The 18315-nt window shown below is 40.2% G+C and carries 12 protein-coding genes; 11 read left to right on the top strand and 1 reads right to left on the bottom strand.

Features of this window, described 5'->3' with window-relative positions; translation table 11 throughout:
- Positions 1 to 48: 48 nt before the first annotated feature.
- The 6 genes from AC3FI7_RS02815 (at position 49) to AC3FI7_RS02840 (ending at position 9062) form a co-directional block, all read left to right on the top strand.
- The gene (locus AC3FI7_RS02815; protein ID WP_491461339.1) at positions 49 to 2037 is read left to right on the top strand and encodes an alpha-L-arabinofuranosidase family protein; all 1989 of its coding nucleotides are present in this window, start codon (positions 49 to 51) and stop codon (positions 2035 to 2037) included.
- A 128-nt stretch (positions 2038 to 2165) separates the two neighbouring features.
- Entirely contained in the window at positions 2166 to 3866 is a 1701-nt protein-coding gene (locus AC3FI7_RS02820; RefSeq protein ID WP_491461340.1) for a ribulokinase, read from the top strand.
- A gap of 33 nt (positions 3867 to 3899) precedes the next feature.
- The gene (locus tag AC3FI7_RS02825) at positions 3900 to 4610 is read left to right on the top strand and encodes an L-ribulose-5-phosphate 4-epimerase (RefSeq protein ID WP_142722689.1); all 711 of its coding nucleotides are present in this window, start codon (positions 3900 to 3902) and stop codon (positions 4608 to 4610) included.
- A gap of 39 nt (positions 4611 to 4649) precedes the next feature.
- The gene (gene araA / locus AC3FI7_RS02830; RefSeq protein WP_491461341.1) at positions 4650 to 6146 is read left to right on the top strand and encodes an L-arabinose isomerase; all 1497 of its coding nucleotides are present in this window, start codon (positions 4650 to 4652) and stop codon (positions 6144 to 6146) included.
- A gap of 27 nt (positions 6147 to 6173) precedes the next feature.
- Complete coding sequence (locus AC3FI7_RS02835; protein ID WP_491461342.1) at positions 6174 to 7331, top strand: aldose epimerase family protein; 1158 nt, start codon at positions 6174 to 6176, stop codon at positions 7329 to 7331.
- A 3-nt stretch (positions 7332 to 7334) separates the two neighbouring features.
- Positions 7335 to 9062 carry a sodium:solute symporter family transporter gene (locus tag AC3FI7_RS02840; RefSeq protein WP_142722554.1) on the top strand — a complete coding sequence of 576 codons (1728 nt, stop codon included), beginning with the start codon at positions 7335 to 7337 and terminating at the stop codon, positions 9060 to 9062.
- Positions 9063 to 9192: 130 nt separating this feature from the next.
- Here AC3FI7_RS02840 and AC3FI7_RS02845 read toward each other — a convergent pair whose 3' ends face one another.
- Positions 9193 to 9879, bottom strand: coding sequence for an NUDIX hydrolase (locus AC3FI7_RS02845; protein ID WP_142722555.1), 687 nt, complete (start codon positions 9877 to 9879; stop codon positions 9193 to 9195).
- 513 nt (positions 9880 to 10392) lie between these two features.
- Here AC3FI7_RS02845 and AC3FI7_RS02850 point away from each other — a divergent pair.
- Genes AC3FI7_RS02850 through AC3FI7_RS02870 form a run of 5 tightly spaced genes read left to right on the top strand, consistent with a single transcriptional unit; the run spans position 10393 to position 18294 of the window.
- Complete coding sequence (locus AC3FI7_RS02850; protein ID WP_491461343.1) at positions 10393 to 12768, top strand: beta-L-arabinofuranosidase domain-containing protein; 2376 nt, start codon at positions 10393 to 10395, stop codon at positions 12766 to 12768.
- Between the two features lie 32 nt (positions 12769 to 12800).
- Positions 12801 to 14705 (top strand): sialate O-acetylesterase, encoded by a 1905-nt coding sequence (locus AC3FI7_RS02855; protein ID WP_491461344.1) that lies wholly within the window; start codon positions 12801 to 12803, stop codon positions 14703 to 14705.
- A gap of 28 nt (positions 14706 to 14733) precedes the next feature.
- Entirely contained in the window at positions 14734 to 16179 is a 1446-nt protein-coding gene (locus tag AC3FI7_RS02860) for an MFS transporter (protein ID WP_491461345.1), read from the top strand.
- A gap of 9 nt (positions 16180 to 16188) precedes the next feature.
- On the top strand, positions 16189 to 17298 hold the full coding sequence (locus tag AC3FI7_RS02865; protein WP_491461346.1) for an endo-1,4-beta-xylanase: 1110 nt from the start codon (positions 16189 to 16191) through the stop codon (positions 17296 to 17298).
- Between the two features lie 21 nt (positions 17299 to 17319).
- Positions 17320 to 18294, top strand: a complete 975-nt coding sequence (locus tag AC3FI7_RS02870; protein WP_491461347.1) for a glycoside hydrolase family 43 protein — start codon at positions 17320 to 17322, stop codon at positions 18292 to 18294.
- Positions 18295 to 18315: the final 21 nt, after the last annotated feature.

Raw genomic sequence — 18315 nt, forward strand, 5'->3', positions numbered from 1 at the left:
GATTCAGGACAAATTGAGACATGCTTTAGCTTTCAAAATATACGATTTATGACAACAAAAAATAAAATATTCTCCATCACGATTTCCCTAAGTGCTGTTTTTTTTTCGGCTCAGAGTAATACGGTTCGTACTTATAACCTGGATCTGAAAGAAACTCCTGCACCTGTTAAAATACAACCTACCATGTACGGGATTTTCTTTGAAGACATCAATTTTGCAGCAGACGGCGGATTGTATGCTGAACTGATTAAAAACCGAAGCTTTGAATTTGACGAGCCTTTCACAGGATGGAAACAACCCAACACAAAAACACTTTCTCCTAATCTGGATTCCGGGTTTCTGACTATTTATACGGATCATTCCAAGACCAATAAAAATTATGCACGAATTACCGTTCTGAATGATAAAAATTATATTCTGGAAAATGAAGGATTCAGAGGAATAGGCCTTCATCAGGGAGAACAATATGATTTCAGTTTTGATCTGGAAAATGTTTCAGGTAATATTGCTGCAGTAAATGCAAGTCTTGTTGATGAAAACGGGAAGGAAATTTCTTCAGTCTCCACACTCATTAAAGGAAAGGGATGGCAGAAATATACAGCCGTTTTCAAATCACCACAAACTGTAGAAAAAGCAAAACTGCGGATTATATTTACCGGAAACGGCATCGTGAACATGGATATGATCTCACTCTTCCCGCAGGATACCTGGAAAGACAGAAAAGGAGGCTTGCGAAAAGACCTCGTTCAGAAATTATATGATCTGCAGCCCGGATTTTTAAGGTTTCCGGGTGGCTGTATTGTAGAGGGAAGAACTTTGGCAGAACGCTATCAGTGGAAAAAAACAATAGGAAATATAGCAGACCGCGAATATCTTATCAATAAATGGAGTACAGGATTTCCGCATCGTCTTACACCGGATTACGGACAGTCTTTCGGGTTAGGATTTTATGAATATTTCCAGCTTTCCGAAGATCTGGGCGCAGAACCTGTTCCTATTCTGAGCTGCGGAATGGCATGCCAGTTCAATACCGCAGAACTGGTGAAAATGGAAGACCTTGATCCCTACGTTCAGGATGCCCTGGACCTGATTGAATTTGCCAACGGAGGTTCTGGCACAAAGTGGGGTAAACTCCGTGCTGAAATGGGACATCCAAAGCCTTTTAATTTAAAATTTATCGGAGTAGGAAATGAGCAGTGGGGAGCGGATTATATTGAACGTTATAAAGTATTTGAAAAAGCCATTCACACAAAATATCCTGACATAAAGATCATTTCCGGAAGCGGACCGTCACCTGACGGCGAATTCTTCGAGTATGGCTGGAAAGAACTGAAGCAGCTTAATGCGCAGATTGTAGATGAACATTATTACAATTCTCCCGAATGGTTCATGCAAAATGCAGGCAGATACGATAAGTATGACCGCTCCGGGCCAAAAGTTTTTGCCGGGGAATATGCAGCTCAGTCTGTAGGCGTGGTAAAGCCTGATAATAAGAATAACTGGTTAACAGCCCTTTCAGAAGCAGCTTTCATGACCGGTCTTGAAAGAAATGCAGATGTGGTCTATATGACTTCCTACGCACCGCTTTTTGCCCATGCTGACGGCTGGCAATGGACACCCGATCTCATCTGGTTCAATAATCTGAAATCCTACGCGACCCCGAATTATTATGTTCAGAAATTATTTTCCAACAATAAAGGAACGGATGTATTAAAAATAGAACATAACGGAAAAGCAATATCCGGGCAGGAAAAATTATACGCTACAGCAGTAAAAGATGCAAAAACTCATGAGATCATTATAAAAATGGTCAATACTGATACTCAGGGTAAAACGATAAATATCAAACCAAGAACTTTGAAAACAGGTAAGAAAATAACCAAAATCCTTCTATCCGCACCACAGCTTTCTGCTGAAAATAGTTTCGATGCTGAACCCATAAAACCTAAAGAAGAGATTTTTGAAGCCAAAAATGGGGAAATTTCAACGGAAATTCCTGCCAATTCTTTAGTTGTTTTAAAGGTGAAAATAAATTAATTATTTGATATACAGTATTTTGTGAAAAATAAGTGTGTTTTTTACATTTATTTAAAATAGAATCTTATATTTGTTTTTATCTCATCAGGAGAATTTAAAATCTCAATAATCAAAAACGTTTCACCACCATGAAAAAATATGTTATCGGGCTGGACTACGGTACAGATTCCGTACGGGCCGTTCTTATTGACACTGAAAACGGTTCTGAAATAACTTTTTCAGTCAGCTATTATCAAAGATGGAAAGAAGGTAAATTCTGTAATCCCTCAGCCAATAGTTTCAGACAGCATCCTTCAGATCATATTGAAGGTCTGGAGAAAACCATTTCAGAAGTTGTAAGAGAAAGCGGGATACCGGCAGAGCAGATCGTTAGTATCTGCATTGATACTACAGGCTCTTCACCGTTACCAGTAACAAGTGATGGAGTAGCCTTAGCACTGGTTCCGGGATTTGAAGAGAATCCGAATGCCATGATGGTTTTATGGAAAGACCATACCGCTATCCGCGAAGCTGAAGAAATCAATACCCTTGCAAAAACCTGGGGTGGAGAAGATTATACAAAATATGAAGGCGGTATTTACTCTTCAGAATGGTTCTGGGCCAAAATACTGCACATCAGCAGAGTGGATGCAGGGGTAAAAAATGCTGCTTATAGCTGGATGGAGCACTGTGATTATCTGACTTTCCTTTTATCAGATCATAAAGACCTGGCTACCTTTAAAAGAAGCCGTTGTGCAGCTGGCCACAAAGCCATGTGGCATGAGACATGGGATGGTCTGCCTTCCGAAGAATTCCTCAACAGGCTTGACCCTTCTCTGGGAATGCTCAGAGCAAGATTATACAGGGAAACCTATACTTCAGATGAAGTTGCCGGCTACCTGAATGAAGAATGGGCTGCAAAAACCGGTCTTACCACCCAAACCATTATTACTGTAGGAACTTTTGATGCCCATTCAGGCGCAGTAGGAGCCAGGGTGGAAGAAAATACCCTGATCAGGATCATGGGAACTTCTACCTGCGATATTATGGTTGCCTCACAGGAAGCTATCGGGAATACAACCGTTAAAGGAATCTGCGGACAGGTTGACGGCTCCGTAATTCCAGGACTGATAGGGCTTGAAGCAGGACAGTCAGCCTTTGGAGATGTGCTGGCATGGTATAAAGATATCCTGATGTGGCCGGTTCACCAGGTTATGATGCATTCCGAAAATATTTCAGATGAACAGAAGACAAAGCTCGCAGATGAAATGGAGGCAGTACTTATCAGAAAACTAACCCTTGAAGCAGAAAAAATTCCTCTCTCGGATGCCGTTCCGATTGCATTGGACTGGGTAAACGGAAGAAGAACACCGGATGCAGACCAGGAACTTAAGGCAGCGATCAGCCAGCTTTCTCTGGGAACAAAAGCTCCTCATATTTTCAAAGCTTTAGTCAATGCTATTTGTTTCGGAGCTAAGAAGATCGTTGACCGTTTTGAGGAGGAAGGTGTGAAAATCAATAAAGTGATTGGAATTGGAGGAGTAGCAAGGAAATCACCGTTTATCATGCAGACACTCGCTAATGTTCTGGATATGCCGATTGTTGTTGCCGCTTCGGACCAGACTCCTGCGTTAGGAGCTGCTGTTTATGCAGCTGTATCAGCAGGAATTTATCCGACCGTACAGGAAGCAAGCATGAAAATGGGCTCCGCATTTGAAGCGGAATATCAGCCGAAAGCGGAAGAAGTACAGCACTACAGAGAATTAATGCAGCAATACCAGAAGCTCGCTGATTTTATAGAATACAATACCAAACCGAAAAACAACAGGAAAGAACTTCAGAACTCCTGATTTTCCATTTTAACCTTTTGAATGATACTCAAAATGAATACCTATAAAGAACTCCAAAGAGAATGTTATGAAGCGAATATGCAGCTGGATGCCCTGAAGCTGGTGGTCTATACTTTCGGGAATGTAAGTGCTGTAGACCGTGATAAAGGCATTTTTGCCATTAAACCAAGCGGTGTCCCTTATGAAATTTTAAAGCCTGAAGATATGGTAATTTTAGACTTTGATGCCAACGTCATTGAAGGCAGGCTCAGACCCTCTTCCGATACCAAGACCCATGCTTACCTGTACAAAAACTGGGAAAACATCGGTGGAATTTCCCATACTCATGCGATCTATTCCGTGGCCTGGGCACAGGCACAAATGGATATTCCTGTTTTCGGGACCACTCATGCAGACCATTTAACAACAGATATTCCTTGCGCTCCACCTATGCGGGATGAGCTGATTGAAGGAAACTACGAATACAATACAGGAATACAGATTCTGGAATGCTTTAAAGAAAAACAGCTCTCTCCGGAAGAAGTAGAAATGGTTCTGATCGGTAATCACGGTCCGTTTACCTGGGGTAAAAATGCAGAGAAGGCTGTTTACAACAGCAAAGTGCTGGAAACCATTGCCGAAATGGCTTATCTCACCAGGCAGATCAATCCTGATGCGGAACGTCTGAAAGACTCACTCATCAAAAAACATTATGAACGTAAGCACGGCAAGAATGCTTATTACGGACAGGAATTTAAACACTAAACACTTCAAAATAAACAACTATTAACGATCAACAAAATTATGTTAACACCTCTCAATACCAAAGAAGTCTGGTTCATCACAGGAAGTCAGCATTTATACGGACCTGAAACACTTGCCCAGGTGGCAGACCACTCACAGAAAATTGTGACAGAACTTGAAAAATCTTCTTTTATCCCGGTAAAAGTCATTGTAAAGCCAACGGTAAAAACTACCGAAGAGATATTTGAAACCATTGCAGCCGCTAATCATGCAGAAAACTGTATAGGAGTAATCACGTGGATGCACACCTTTTCACCCGCTAAAATGTGGATCAGAGGACTAAAAATTTTACAGAAGCCTCTTCTGCATCTGCATACCCAGTTCAACAGAGATATTCCGTGGTCTACTATGGATATGGATTTTATGAATCTTAACCAGGCCGCTCACGGAGACCGTGAATTTGGTTTTATGGTAAGCAGACTCCGAAAGAACAGAAAAGTAGTGGTAGGGCACTGGTCAGAAGAAAGAGTTCAGAAGCAGATCGGTGACTGGAGCCGCGTTGCTGCAGGCTGGGACGACTGGCAGGGAGCTAAATTTGCTCGTTTCGGAGATAATATGCGGTTTGTAGCCGTTACAGATGGAGATAAAGTGGAAGCTGAAACTCAATTCGGATTTTCAGTCAATACCTGGGGAATCGGTGATCTTGTAGGCGTTATCAATTCTGTAAACGAAGGAGAAATAAAAAGCCTTATGGAAGAATATGAATCTTCTTATCACATGGCAGCTTCCCTTTTGGAAGGAGGAGCCAACAGAAGTTCGCTGCACACCGCCGCAAAAATTGAATTGGGCCTTGAAAAATTTTTAAAAGACGGAGGATTTAAAGGATTTTCAGATACCTTTGAAGACCTTCACGGGCTGGAGCAACTGCCGGGAATTGCCGTACAGCGACTGATGCAGAAAGGATACGGATTTGCAGGCGAAGGAGACTGGAAAACAGCAGCACTCGTACGTGCCATGAAAACAATGGGGCAGGGCCTTGAAGGTGGAAATGCCTTTATGGAAGATTATACCTATCATTTAGACCCTTCCAATCCTTCTATTTTAGGCTCCCATATGCTGGAAGTAGACCCTGTGCTGGCCGCCGGAAAACCTTCGTGTGAGATCCATCCGCTGGGAATCGGAGGAAAAGCAGATCCCGTTCGTCTCGTTTTTAACTCCAGAGGAAATATTGATTCTCTGAACGCTGCCCTGATGGACTTTGGAAACCATTTCAGACTGCTGATCAACAAAACCAGAGCATTGGAAATTACAGAAGAGCTGCCAAAACTTCCGGTAGCAAGAGTTTTATGGAAACCTCTTCCTGATTTATATACGGCAGCAGAAGCCTGGATATTGGCAGGAGGGGCACACCATACATGTTACAGTGAAAATATTTCAGCAGAGCAGCTGGAAGATTTTGCTGAGATAGCAGGAATTGAATCATTAGTCATTGATGAAGATACCAGAATGCGTGATTTTAAAAATACACTTCGTTTGAATGAAATGTATTATCGTTAATTAATTTTAAAAAATATGTAAATAATTATGAAAAAAACAACATACAACGGCATTTTTATTTTATTATTTTTAATTATTTTCGGCTGCAAAAAAGAAAATAACAAACAGGATATTTCAGGAAAAATGGAGAATGTTCATACTTCAGACTATGGAGTGACGCCAAAAGGCGATTCTATTAAAAAATATACGTTGACCAATAAAAACGGGATGAAAGTTGAAGTCATCAACTTTGGTGGAATTATCACTTCTTTAACCGCCCCAGACAGAAACGGGAAATATGAAGATGTGGTACTCGGCTTTACAAAACCCGAAGGATATTTCGATGGCAACCCTTATTATTTCGGTGCTTTGATCGGAAGATATGGCAATAGGATTGCTAATGCAAAATTCTCACTGGAGGGTAAAGCATACGAAATTGATAAAAATGACGGTCCCAACAGCCTTCACGGAGGAAAAGAAGGATTTCATACCAGATTCTGGAATATTGAGGCAGTAAAAGATGCAAAATTTCCGACATTAAAATTATCTTATACCAGTGCAGATGGTGAAGAGGGATATCCGGGGAAATTAACAACAACTGTTTTTTACACACTTACAGATGATAACGCCTTGGAAATTTCTTACGAGGCTGAGACCGATAAACCTACAGTGGTAAATCTTACCCAGCATTCTTATTTTAACCTGTCCGGGAATTTTACTAAAACGATTACTGATCATGAACTGCAGATTAATGCAGATCATTTTCTTCCGGTGAACGAAACCTTAATTCCTACGGGTGAGCAGAAAGCGGTAAAAGGGACTCTTTTTGATTTCACGGTTTCTAAGCCGATTGGAAAAGATATCAATGCAGACGATGATCAGTTGAAAAAAGGAAAAGGATATGACCATAACTGGATTCTGAATGGAAAAGGATTAAGAAGCATCGCCAAAGTTTATCATCAGGGAACAGGAAGACTGATGGAAGTCTTCACAGATGAACCCGGTGTGCAGTTTTATTCCGGAAATTTTCTTGACGGAAAGTTTGATACCAAAACTGGCGGTAAAAATGAATTCAGAACAGGGTTCTGTCTGGAGACCCAGCATTTTCCGGATTCACCGAACCAGCCTTCTTTCCCTTCTACAGAACTGAAGCCAGGGCAGAAGTATCACTCGAAAACCATCTATAAATTCTCCGTTAAAAACTAAGCTATGGGAAAATTAGCAACTATTGATATTATCATATTCCTGATCTATTTCGTAGTGGTAGCTTCCTACGGACTATGGATCTATAAAAAGAAGAAATCTGAATCTACAGGAAGTAAGGACTATTTCCTGGCAGAAGGATCTTTAACCTGGTGGGCCATTGGAGCCAGCTTAATTGCTTCCAATATTTCTGCGGAACAGTTTATCGGAATGAGTGGTGAAGGTTTCTTTGTCGGGATCGCTGTTGCCGCTTACGAATGGATTGCTGCTCTTGCGCTGATCATTATTGCGGTCTGGTTTATTCCAATCTATCTTAAAAATAAGATCTATACCATGCCCCAGTTTCTGGAAAGAAGGTATAACAAATCTGTTTCGCTGATTATGGCCGTATTCTGGCTGTTTCTGTATGTTATTGTGAATCTTACTTCCATTCTTTACCTTGGAGCTCTTGCCATCGATACTTTACTGGGAGGAGAACATCTTCACGGCATTATGATCGGTCTTTTGCTTATGGCTCTTCTGATCGGTCTTGGAGGGATGAAAGTGATAGGATATACAGACGTTATACAGGTAGCAGTGCTTATTATCGGCGGTTTTGCAACGGTGTATATGGCTTTGCAGATTGTGGACCAGAGAATCAACGGAGCGGCTGTAGGAAATGCTTTAGCAGGATTTAATACCCTGATCAATGAGGCTCCCCAGCACTTTAAGCTGATTCTACAAAAACCAACAACTACTACCACTACTTTGGCAATGCCTCAAAACCTTGATGTACAGAAGTATGTCGTGTTACCAGGTCTGGCCATGTATTTTGCAGGTCAATGGATTGTTAACCTGAATTATTGGGGCTGTAATCAGTACATCACCCAGAGAGCTTTAGGGGCAGATCTGAAGACGGCAAGAACAGGAATTTTATTTGCAGGATTTCTGAAGCTATTCATGCCTGTGATCGTAATGCTTCCGGGAATCGCTGCTTATGTATTGTACTCGAAAGGACACCTTCCAGGATTCAACGGGGTGAAAGACGGTGCTTACTCTGCGATATTAGGGTTCTTACCCGTAGGACTTAAAGGATTGGCAATTGCCGCTTTGACGGCAGCGATTGTGGCTTCACTGGCAGGAAAAGTGAACAGTATTTCAACCATTTTTACGCTGGATATCTATAAAAAATACCTTAAAACAGATGCCACCGAAATCCAGATGGTGAGAACAGGCCGTTGGGTTATCATTATCGCAATGATGGCAGCATTGGCCTTTACCTGGACGGACGTTTTAGGAATTGGAGGTGAAGGAGGTTTCACATTTATCCAGAAATATACGGGCTTTATCAGTCCGGGAGTTTTTGCCATGTTCCTTTTGGGAATGTTCTGGAAAAGAACAACGGGAACGGCTGCTTTGGTAGGGGTTATCTTGGGCTTTGTTCTGGCGATTTTCTTTAACAGCTTTGCCGTAGGTATTTTTGGGAAAGAAACCTGGATGTATACTGCATTCACTTATGAAAAACTGGAGAACGGAGTAGTGCATACCATTACCGAGATTCCTTTCCTGATCAATATGGGATGGTCATTCTTTATCACGATAATCGCGATGATCCTGATCAGTCTTGCAGGTCCGAAGGTAAATCCTAAAGCTTTTGCCATTGATGTAACGATGTTTAAAGTGGACAACAGAACTTTAGTTTTGATCGTAATGACGCTGCTTTTACTGACGGCCTTGTATGTGAGGTTCTGGTAAAAGTGAATGGTCAATAGTGAATTCGTTTTCACTTGTCACTTTTAAAAATTCACCATTGAGTTGCGAAGCAAAATTGACTTTTCACCTATAATAAAAAAACAGGATGCTTTTTAAGCATCCTGTTTTTTTATTATATCTTAAACATAAATCCCCTTGAGATTTTCTTGTTGTATTTTTTTTCGTCAAACCGGTAAAGAAAAGAGCCTTTTCTGGAGGAACTCATATCCTTTTTATTAGTATTGACAAGGATATCCATACTGTTGATCTTGCTGGTAAAGTTCCGTTTGTCAAACTTTTCGTCAAAAATAGCTTCATAAAGATTCTGAAGATCCTTCATGGTAAATTTTTCAGGAAGAAGCTCAAATCCTATTGGCCCAGTGGAAGCTCTTCTCCTCAGTCTGGCCACAGCATCTTTTACCATCTTATTATGATCGAAAATAAGCTCGGGTGCTTTCTGAAGTTCCACCCATTTTGCACTGTACTGCTCGTTGATCTGAATATCTTTCTCAATATTAATCAGTGCGTAATAAGAGATAGACATAATTCTGGCTGTTGGCTCACGGTTAATTTCAGTATAACACTTCAGCTGCTCAAGATAGATGTTCTCAAGACCGGTCAGCGTATACAAAACCCTGTTGGCCGCTTCATCTGATGTCTCGTCACTTCCGATGAACCCCCCCATCAGCGACCATTCGCCCATCTGAGGTTCAAAATTTCTTTTTACCAAAAGGATTTTAAGATTTTCGCCATCAAAACCGAAAATGATACAGTCAACGGCAACAAGGTGTTTGGGATATTGGGAGTAATCCTCAGTCATCTTTTATATTTTACTACAAAGGTAAAGCTTTTATGAATACGATATTATATAAATGTGATTCATACACTTTTTATTCTTAATGATTTATTTCATTAAAATTATAGCCAAAGGATATTTTGGGAGGTGAAACATCCATCAAAACCAGAAAATATCCCTGAAATCAGGTTAATCAAGTATGAATTGAATGTTAAAGTTGTGTTAAAATTAAATTAATAGTTAAAAATAATTAGATAAAACAGCTTAACGTTAAAAATACGATAAGGTATTTGCTGTATTATTAAAATTTTGAATAAAACATATCCTGAATTCATTTTTACAGGGAATCATATGATCTTAAGGTTTTGTTTTTCTTTAAATTAAATATCTTATTTTTTATGATAAGGTAGTATGCTTTTTGTTATTTTTAGGGCTTTATGGAAAGTTTTAAATGAAAAAATAGATCGAACAGACCAGGGAAATGTTTCGTATATTGATTCTTTCCATTATTTTAGAAATGTTGAATTAACATTTATAATGGCCCCGAAACTTTCAGTTTTTTTATTGTGTTTTGCTGCATTTACTTCAGCGCAGGTGAAGGAGAAAATTCATTATTTTCCTTTAGGAACTGTTAAGCTGTCAGAGAGTGTTTTCAATAAAGCCATGATGGCAGACCGTCAATATCTCATGGCTTTGGAGCCGGATAGGTTGCTGGCTCCTTACCTTAAAGAAGCGGGGCTGAAACCAAAGGCTGATAATTATCCTAATTGGGAAAATACCGGTTTGGACGGCCACATAGGAGGACATTATATTTCCGCATTATCCCTGATGTATGCTTCGACAGGGGATTCTGCAATAAAACAGAGAATTGATTATATGATCAGTGAGCTGGAACGTTGCCAGAAAGCCTCTCCGGACGGATATATTTCAGGAATTCCCGACGGAAAAAAGATCTGGAAAGAAATAAAACAGGGAAATATACGCGCTTCAGGCTTCGGCTTGAACGACCGGTGGGTACCTTTATATAATATTCACAAACTGTACTCAGGATTGCGTGATGCCTATTGGTATGCAAAAAGTGAAAAAGCAAAGACAATGCTGATCAGACTCACAGATTGGATGATGAATGAAGTGTCGGATCTTTCTGATGAACAGATACAGGATATGCTGCGCAGTGAACATGGAGGACTCAACGAAGTTTTTGCAGATGTTTACGATATCACTCATGACCAGAAATATCTGAAACTGGCCCATCGCTTTTCTCATCAGGCTATCCTTAACCCTCTTTTAGCAGGAGAAGATAAGCTTACAGGCCTTCATGCCAATACACAGATTCCAAAAGTAATCGGCTACAAGCGCATTGCTGATCTTGAAAACAATGCCTCCTGGAGTAATGCCGCTGATTTTTTCTGGCATAATATTACCGAGAAAAGATCGTCTGTTATTGGCGGAAACAGTGTCAGTGAGCATTTTAATCCTGTCAATGATTTCAGCAGTATGATAAAAAGTATTGAAGGCCCCGAAACCTGCAATACCTATAATATGCTGAAGCTGACCAAAGAGCTTTATGCAACACTACCCGAATCTTACTACATAGATTATTACGAAAAAGCATTATACAATCATATCCTTTCCACAGAAAATCATGATCAGGGAGGTTTTGTCTACTTTACGCCAATGCGTCCCGGACACTACCGTGTGTATTCACAGCCTCAGACCAGTTTTTGGTGCTGTGTAGGATCCGGAATGGAAAACCATGCCAAATATGGGGAAATGATTTATGCCCGGTCAGATAAGGATTTATATGTGAACCTGTTTATCCCTTCCACACTGACATGGAAACAGCAGAAAGTAGTGCTCCGACAGGTCAATAATTTCCCGGAAGCTCCTGAAACAACATTGATTTTTGATGCTGCAGGAAAGTCAGAATTTGATGTAAAATTAAGATGTCCGGAATGGACGACACCTTCGGAAGTAAAAATTCTGGTCAACGGAAAACAGGAAAAAGTACAGCGTGGTTCCGATGGCTATTTTACCCTGACTAAAAAATGGAAAAAAGGAGATGTTGTGAAAATGACCCTGCCGATGCATCTTTCTGCAGAACAACTTCCTGACCATTCCAATTATTATGCATTTAAATACGGTCCTGTAGTGCTTGCCGCAAAATACGGTACCGAAAACCAACAGGGACTTCTTGCGGACGATAGCAGAGGCGGCCATATTGCTCACGGTCCGCAAATCCCTTTAAACGAAATTCCCGTTATCCTTGGAAGCCCTTCCGAGGTGGTCAGCCATGTTACGCCTTTGAACAATAAACCGCTCAACTTTGCCGTTAAGGGTCTTTATCCGTCTGAAAAATTCGGGGAAGGACTAAATCTTGTGCCGTTTTACAATATTCAGGCAGAAAGATATATTCTGTACTGGCCTCAGGCTGACAAAAACGAAATAGAAAATACATTGAAGCAGAAGGCAAAAGAAGAAACGGAAACCAGAAAGCTGGACATGATCACCGCAGATAAGATCCAGTTAGGTGAACAGCAGCCGGAATCAGATCATTTTATAGAAAGCAAAGACTCTGGCACAGGATATATGGAAGACAGACATTTCCGTGATGCCAAAGGCTGGTTCAGTTACCAGATGAAAAATAACGGAAAAAATGCTTCATACCTTTACCTGCTTTATTTTGATGCGAATGCCAACCGCACGCTGAATATTGAGATCAACGGAAAAAAAATCATGGCTCAAAATCTGGAAGGAAAGTCCGGAAGTTTACCCCAATATCTGATTGTTCCGATTCCGGATTCAGAAAAGAATGAAGAAAATCTTAGTGTAAAATTCCTTGCAGATGAAAAACTCATGACTGTTAAAGTCATTGAAGTCCGTTTACTGACAGAAAATTACGAAAAGAAATAAAGCTGAACCAACATTAAAAACAGATTTTTTCCATGAAGAACAGAACTCTATATTTATTATTTTTTCTTGCAGCTATTTGCAGTTTTCATGCAAAGGTAAGGCTTCCCGCATTGGTTTCAGACGGAATGATCCTTCAGAGAAATCAGGATCTTAAAATCTGGGGATATGCCGATGCAGGAGAAAAAATTACAATTAAGTTTATCAATAAAACGTATAATGCCACAGCAGACCAAAGTGGAAACTGGTCTCTTATACTTCCAAAGCTTAATGCCGGAGGCCCATATACCATGATGATTAATGAGATCACCCTTAAAGATATTCTTATTGGTGATGTGTGGGTAGCTTCAGGACAATCCAATATGGAACTTCCGATGCGCAGGCTGACACCTTTGTATGAAAATGAAATTAAAAACGCCAATAATCAGAATATAAGATTCTTCACGGTTCCGCAGAAATATAATTTTAAAGCTCCGCAAAATGATCTTGACGGAGGGAAGTGGGAAAGTACCAATCCTCAGACTATTCTTGATTTTTCGGGAGTTGCTTATTTTTTTGCGAAAGAACTGAATGAAAAAAATAAAGTTCCTGTAGGAATCATTCATACCAGTCTGGGAGGCTCTCCGGTTCAGGCCTGGATGGATGAAAAATCACTGAAAAAATACCCGGAATATCTGGCTGAAGCAGAAAAATGGAAAAATGATGACCTGATACAATCTACAGAATCCCAGGAAAGATCATTAAGCAAAGCATGGTATGCAGAGCTGGATCAGAGTGATATTGGGTTCAATCAGCACTGGGAAAAAGATAACGGAAATGATGCAGGATGGAAAACCATAATGCTGCCTGGATCATGGGAAGATCAGGAAGGCTCGTTTGACGGTTCAGTATGGTTCCGCAAAGAAATTATTCTTCCAAAAGGAGTGGATCAGAAAGCAGCATTTTTAAATATGGGAAGAATAAAAGATGCCGATATTACTTATATCAACGGAATCAAAGTAGGAAATGTAACCTATGAATATCCGCCACGTTGGTATGACATTCCCAAAGGCGTTTTAAAAGAAGGAAAGAATATCATTACTGTTAGAGTCATCAATGGCAGCGGAAAAGGACAGTTTATCGCTGATAAACCGTATTATCTGGAAATTGACGGTCAAAAAACAGACCTTAAAGGCGAGTGGAAATATAAAATAGGAGCAAAAATGGAAAAAATGGCTCCCGGACAGACATTTATCCGCTGGAAGCCGGTAGGGCTTTACAACGCCATGATTAATCCGCTGATCAATTATAAAATCAAAGGATTTATCTGGTATCAGGGCGAAAGCAATACTGGGAAACCAAAAGAATATGGAGATTTATTGTCAACCATGATCTCAGACTGGCGTTCAAAATGGAATAAGAACGATCTGCCGTTCTTCATTGTACAACTGGCCAATTTCATGGAGAAAAAAGATGACCCGATTGAAAGCAACTGGGCTGAGCTGAGAGAACAGCAGAGACAGGTTTCTCTTAATGTTCCTTATTCAGGACTTGCGGTAACGATTGATGTGGGAGAATGGAATGACATCCATCCGCTCAATAAAAAAGCAGTAGGTGACAGGCTTGCTTTACAGGCCCTGAAAATCGGGGAGGGCAAAAAAATCATAGCTGACGGCCCCGTTTATCAGTCGATGAAGACAGAAGGAAAAACCATTATTCTATCCTTTAAACCCGGAACAGACGATCTGGTACAGGGAGAACTGAAAGGTTTTGCCATACAGCAGAAAGATGGCCGCTACCAATGGGCAAAAGCAGAAGCAAAAGGTAATAAAGTTATTGTCTGGAATGATCAAGTTACCAATCCTGTCAATGTACGTTATGACTGGGCAGACAACCCGGACGGCAATCTTAAAAACAAAAGCGGGCTTCCTGCTTCACCTTTTACAACAGAAAAAAATTAATTTAACATAGAAAACCTTATCAAAATCAATGGATCATCAGCCACAAAAAATATCGGTAATAGAAAAAGTAGGGTATAGCCTGGGAGATCTGGCAGCCAACCTTGTTTTTCAGACCTTAGTCACCTACCTGACCTATTTTTATACAGATATTTATGGACTCAAAGCAGAAGATGCTTCTGTTATCACCCTTACGGTAGGCTTAATTGCCGGATTTGGTTTTAACCCGCTTATCGGAGCGCTGGCAGACCGCACAAGCTCACGATGGGGGAAATTCCGTCCATGGATTTTATTTACTGCTGTACCGCTTGGTATTGCAGCACTATTAGCTTTCAGTACGCCTCACTTTTCCTATCAGGGTAAAATGATTTATGCTGCGGTTACCTATTCATTATTATTGTTATTATACGCTTCCAATAACCTGCCTTATGCTGCATTGAGTGGCGTTATCACGGGAGATATGGGAGAAAGAAACAGTATTTCTTCATACCGTTTTGTAGCAGTAATGTTTGCACAATTCTTTGTACAGGTATTTATGCTTCCTATCATTTTATATGTAGGACATGGAGACAAAGCACAGGGAATTGAGACTGTTATGACTTGGCTGGCTGTGATCGGATCCATCATGCTTTTGATTACCTTCTTTACCACCAAAGAAAGAATCATTCCCAAACCGGAGCAGAAATCAAGTCTGAAAGAAGATTTAAAAGATTTATTCCAGAACAGACCCTGGATTATTATGCTTACCGTGACCGCATTTATATTCATCACACTGGCCATGAAAGGAGGATCGTATGTATACTATTTCAACAACTATGTGGATGAAAATGCACTCAAAAGTTTTATCTCACCCATTACAGCATTTTTTAATTCTGCAGGGATGAATTTCTTCGGAGAAGACCCGAAATCTGCCGGGTTCGGATTGTTTAATGCAGGAGGAATTGTAATGATGATTGTAGGCATTACTTTTTCTAAAAAGCTGGCAGACAGATTTGGAAAAAGAGATACTTTTATCGCTTCATTATTCATTTCTACACTGTTTATCCTGTTCTTTATATTTTATCCTCCGAAAGCTGTGGGAATTATGTTCCTGTCCCAGATTTTACACGGATTCTTTTATGGAATCAGCACACCGCTTTTGTGGGCGATGATTGCTGATGTGGCCGACTATTCGGAATGGAAGAACAATCGCAGGGCAACAGCTATTATCTTTTCTGCCATGATGGTAGGATTGAAAGTAGGTCTCAGCATTGGAAGCTCCCTGGTAGCTTTAATTATAGGAAAATACGGATACATTTCTGTACATGGAAATGAACAGGTTATTCAGCCTGAAACAGTGGCTGCAGGAGCGAAAATGCTCGTGAGCATATTCCCGTCCATACCATTTTTCATTGCCTGCGGACTGCTTTTATTTTACAAAATCAACAAAAAAATGGAAGTTCAGATTGAAAAAGATCTGGCTGAAAGAAGAAAATAAAAATTCAATATGAAACGTATTTTAATAGGTTTGGCGGCTCTTACCGCTTCCGGGCTGTCGGCGCAGAAATCCGATGGTACTTTAAAAAAAGCATTTCAGGATAAATTTTACATAGGAACTGCCATGAGCCTTCCCCAGATTGACGGGACAGATAAAAAAGCGGTAGCCATTATCAGAAATCAGTTCAGCTCTATTGTCGCCGAAAACTGTATGAAATCTATGTTTCTGCAGCCAACGGAAGGAAAGTTTTTCTTTGATGATGCTGATAAATTTGTTGATTTCGGAATAAAAAACAATATGTTCATCATCGGGCATACTTTAATCTGGCATTCGCAGCTTCCAAAATGGTTTTTTTCAGATAAAAATGGAAAAGATGTTTCTCCGGAAGTATTGAAACAGCGCATGAAAAGCCATATTACAACGGTAGTTTCCCGTTACAAAGGGAAAGTAAAAGGATGGGATGTGGTGAATGAAGCCATTCTTGAAGACGGAACCTACAGAAAAAGTAAATTTTACGAAATCCTGGGTGAAGATTTTATTCCTTTGGCATTTCAGTATGCACAGGAAGCTGACCCCAATGCAGAACTATATTACAACGATTATAATGAATGGTATCCTGACAAGGTAAAAGCAGTCATTGCAATGGTTGAAAAACTTAAATCAAGAGGAATCCGTATTGATGGAGTAGGAATGCAGTCTCACGTCGGAATGGATAACCCTTCTATGGATGAGTATGAGAAAGCAATCCTGGCCTATTCCAACGCTGGTGTTAAAGTCAATATAACAGAGCTGGAAATAAGCGCGCTGCCTTCTCCGTGGGGAAGCTCCGCCAATGTTTCGGATACGGTTGCCTATCAGAAAGAAATGAATCCTTATACCAAAGGGCTTCCTAAGGAAGTAGAAACGAAATGGGAAAAACGTTATCTTGATTTCTTTGGCTTGTTTTTAAAACATAAAGATAAAATAAGAAGAGTAACTTTATGGGGGGTGACTGATAAGCAATCCTGGAAAAATGATTTTCCGGTAAAAGGGAGAACAGATTACCCGTTACTATTTGGCAGGAAAGACCAGGAGAAACCTGTGGTACAGAAAATAATAAAATTGGCAGAGAAAAATTAAAATCAATAGAATTTTTACTTAATGAAAAAATCAAAATATTTATTCCCGGAAGATTATATGGCAGACCCTTCCGTTCACGTTTTTGAAGATAAAATCTATATTTATCCTTCTCACGACCGCGAAAGCGGAATTGAAGAAAACGATAACGGGGATCACTTTGATATGAATGATTACCATGTTTTCTCAATGGATGATGTAGACAGAGGAGAAATTAAAGATCATGGCGTAGTCCTTTCGGTAAAAGATATTCCATGGGCGGGAAGACAGCTTTGGGATTGCGATGTAGCCTTTAAAGACAGAAAGTATTATATGTACTTTCCCCTGAAAGATCAGAATGATATTTTCAGAATCGGTGTTGCCGTGAGCGACAAACCTTACGGTCCTTTCATCCCTGAAAGACATCCGATGATGGGAAGCTACAGTATTGATCCCTGTATTTTTGAAGATAACGGAAAATATTATATATACTTCGGAGGAATATGGGGTGGACAATTGCAGCGCTACAGAGATAATAAGGCCCTTGAATCTGCGATAATTCCTGAAAATGACCAGCCTGCAATCCATTCAAAGGTAGCTTTGCTAAGCGATGATATGCTTCAATTTGCTGAAGCTCCTAAAAACGTTGTCATCATCGATGAAAACGGAAAACCACTGCTTCATGGTGATAAACACCGCTTTTTTGAAGCGTCATGGATGCATCAGTACAATGGCAAATATTATTTTTCTTATTCTACAGGAGACACCCACCTGATTTGCTATGCAACAGGGGATAATCCTTACGGTCCGTTTACTTTTCAGGGAGAAATTCTTACTCCGGTGATAGGATGGACAACGCATCACAGCATTGTGGAGTTTAAAGGAAAGTGGTACCTGTTTTTCCATGATTCTGTTCCCAGTGGCGGTAAAACATGGCTGAGAAGCATGAAAGTCATTGAACTGGAATACGATCATGAAGGGAAAATCAAAACGATTGAAGGTCTGGAAGACCAGTCATAGTTATCTTTAATAATTTAAAAT

The sequence above is a fragment of the Chryseobacterium sp. TQ-BC-N36 genome, assembly GCF_058382295.1.

Bases quoted from the DNA above. Each gene is read 5' to 3' on its own strand.
- AC3FI7_RS02860 (WP_491461345.1), top strand. From the start codon at position 14,734: ATGGATCATCAGCCACAAAAAATATCGGTAATAGAAAAAGTAGGGTAT.
- AC3FI7_RS02840 (WP_142722554.1), top strand. From the start codon at position 7,335: ATGGGAAAATTAGCAACTATTGATATTATCATATTCCTGATCTATTTC.
- AC3FI7_RS02855 (WP_491461344.1), top strand. From the start codon at position 12,801: ATGAAGAACAGAACTCTATATTTATTATTTTTTCTTGCAGCTATTTGC.
- AC3FI7_RS02820 (WP_491461340.1), top strand. From the start codon at position 2,166: ATGAAAAAATATGTTATCGGGCTGGACTACGGTACAGATTCCGTACGG.
- AC3FI7_RS02850 (WP_491461343.1), top strand. From the start codon at position 10,393: ATGGCCCCGAAACTTTCAGTTTTTTTATTGTGTTTTGCTGCATTTACT.
- AC3FI7_RS02835 (WP_491461342.1), top strand. From the start codon at position 6,174: ATGAAAAAAACAACATACAACGGCATTTTTATTTTATTATTTTTAATT.
- AC3FI7_RS02865 (WP_491461346.1), top strand. From the start codon at position 16,189: ATGAAACGTATTTTAATAGGTTTGGCGGCTCTTACCGCTTCCGGGCTG.
- AC3FI7_RS02845 (WP_142722555.1), bottom strand. From the start codon at position 9,879: ATGACTGAGGATTACTCCCAATATCCCAAACACCTTGTTGCCGTTGAC.
- araA (WP_491461341.1), top strand. From the start codon at position 4,650: ATGTTAACACCTCTCAATACCAAAGAAGTCTGGTTCATCACAGGAAGT.
- AC3FI7_RS02815 (WP_491461339.1), top strand. From the start codon at position 49: ATGACAACAAAAAATAAAATATTCTCCATCACGATTTCCCTAAGTGCT.
- AC3FI7_RS02870 (WP_491461347.1), top strand. From the start codon at position 17,320: ATGAAAAAATCAAAATATTTATTCCCGGAAGATTATATGGCAGACCCT.
- AC3FI7_RS02825 (WP_142722689.1), top strand. From the start codon at position 3,900: ATGAATACCTATAAAGAACTCCAAAGAGAATGTTATGAAGCGAATATG.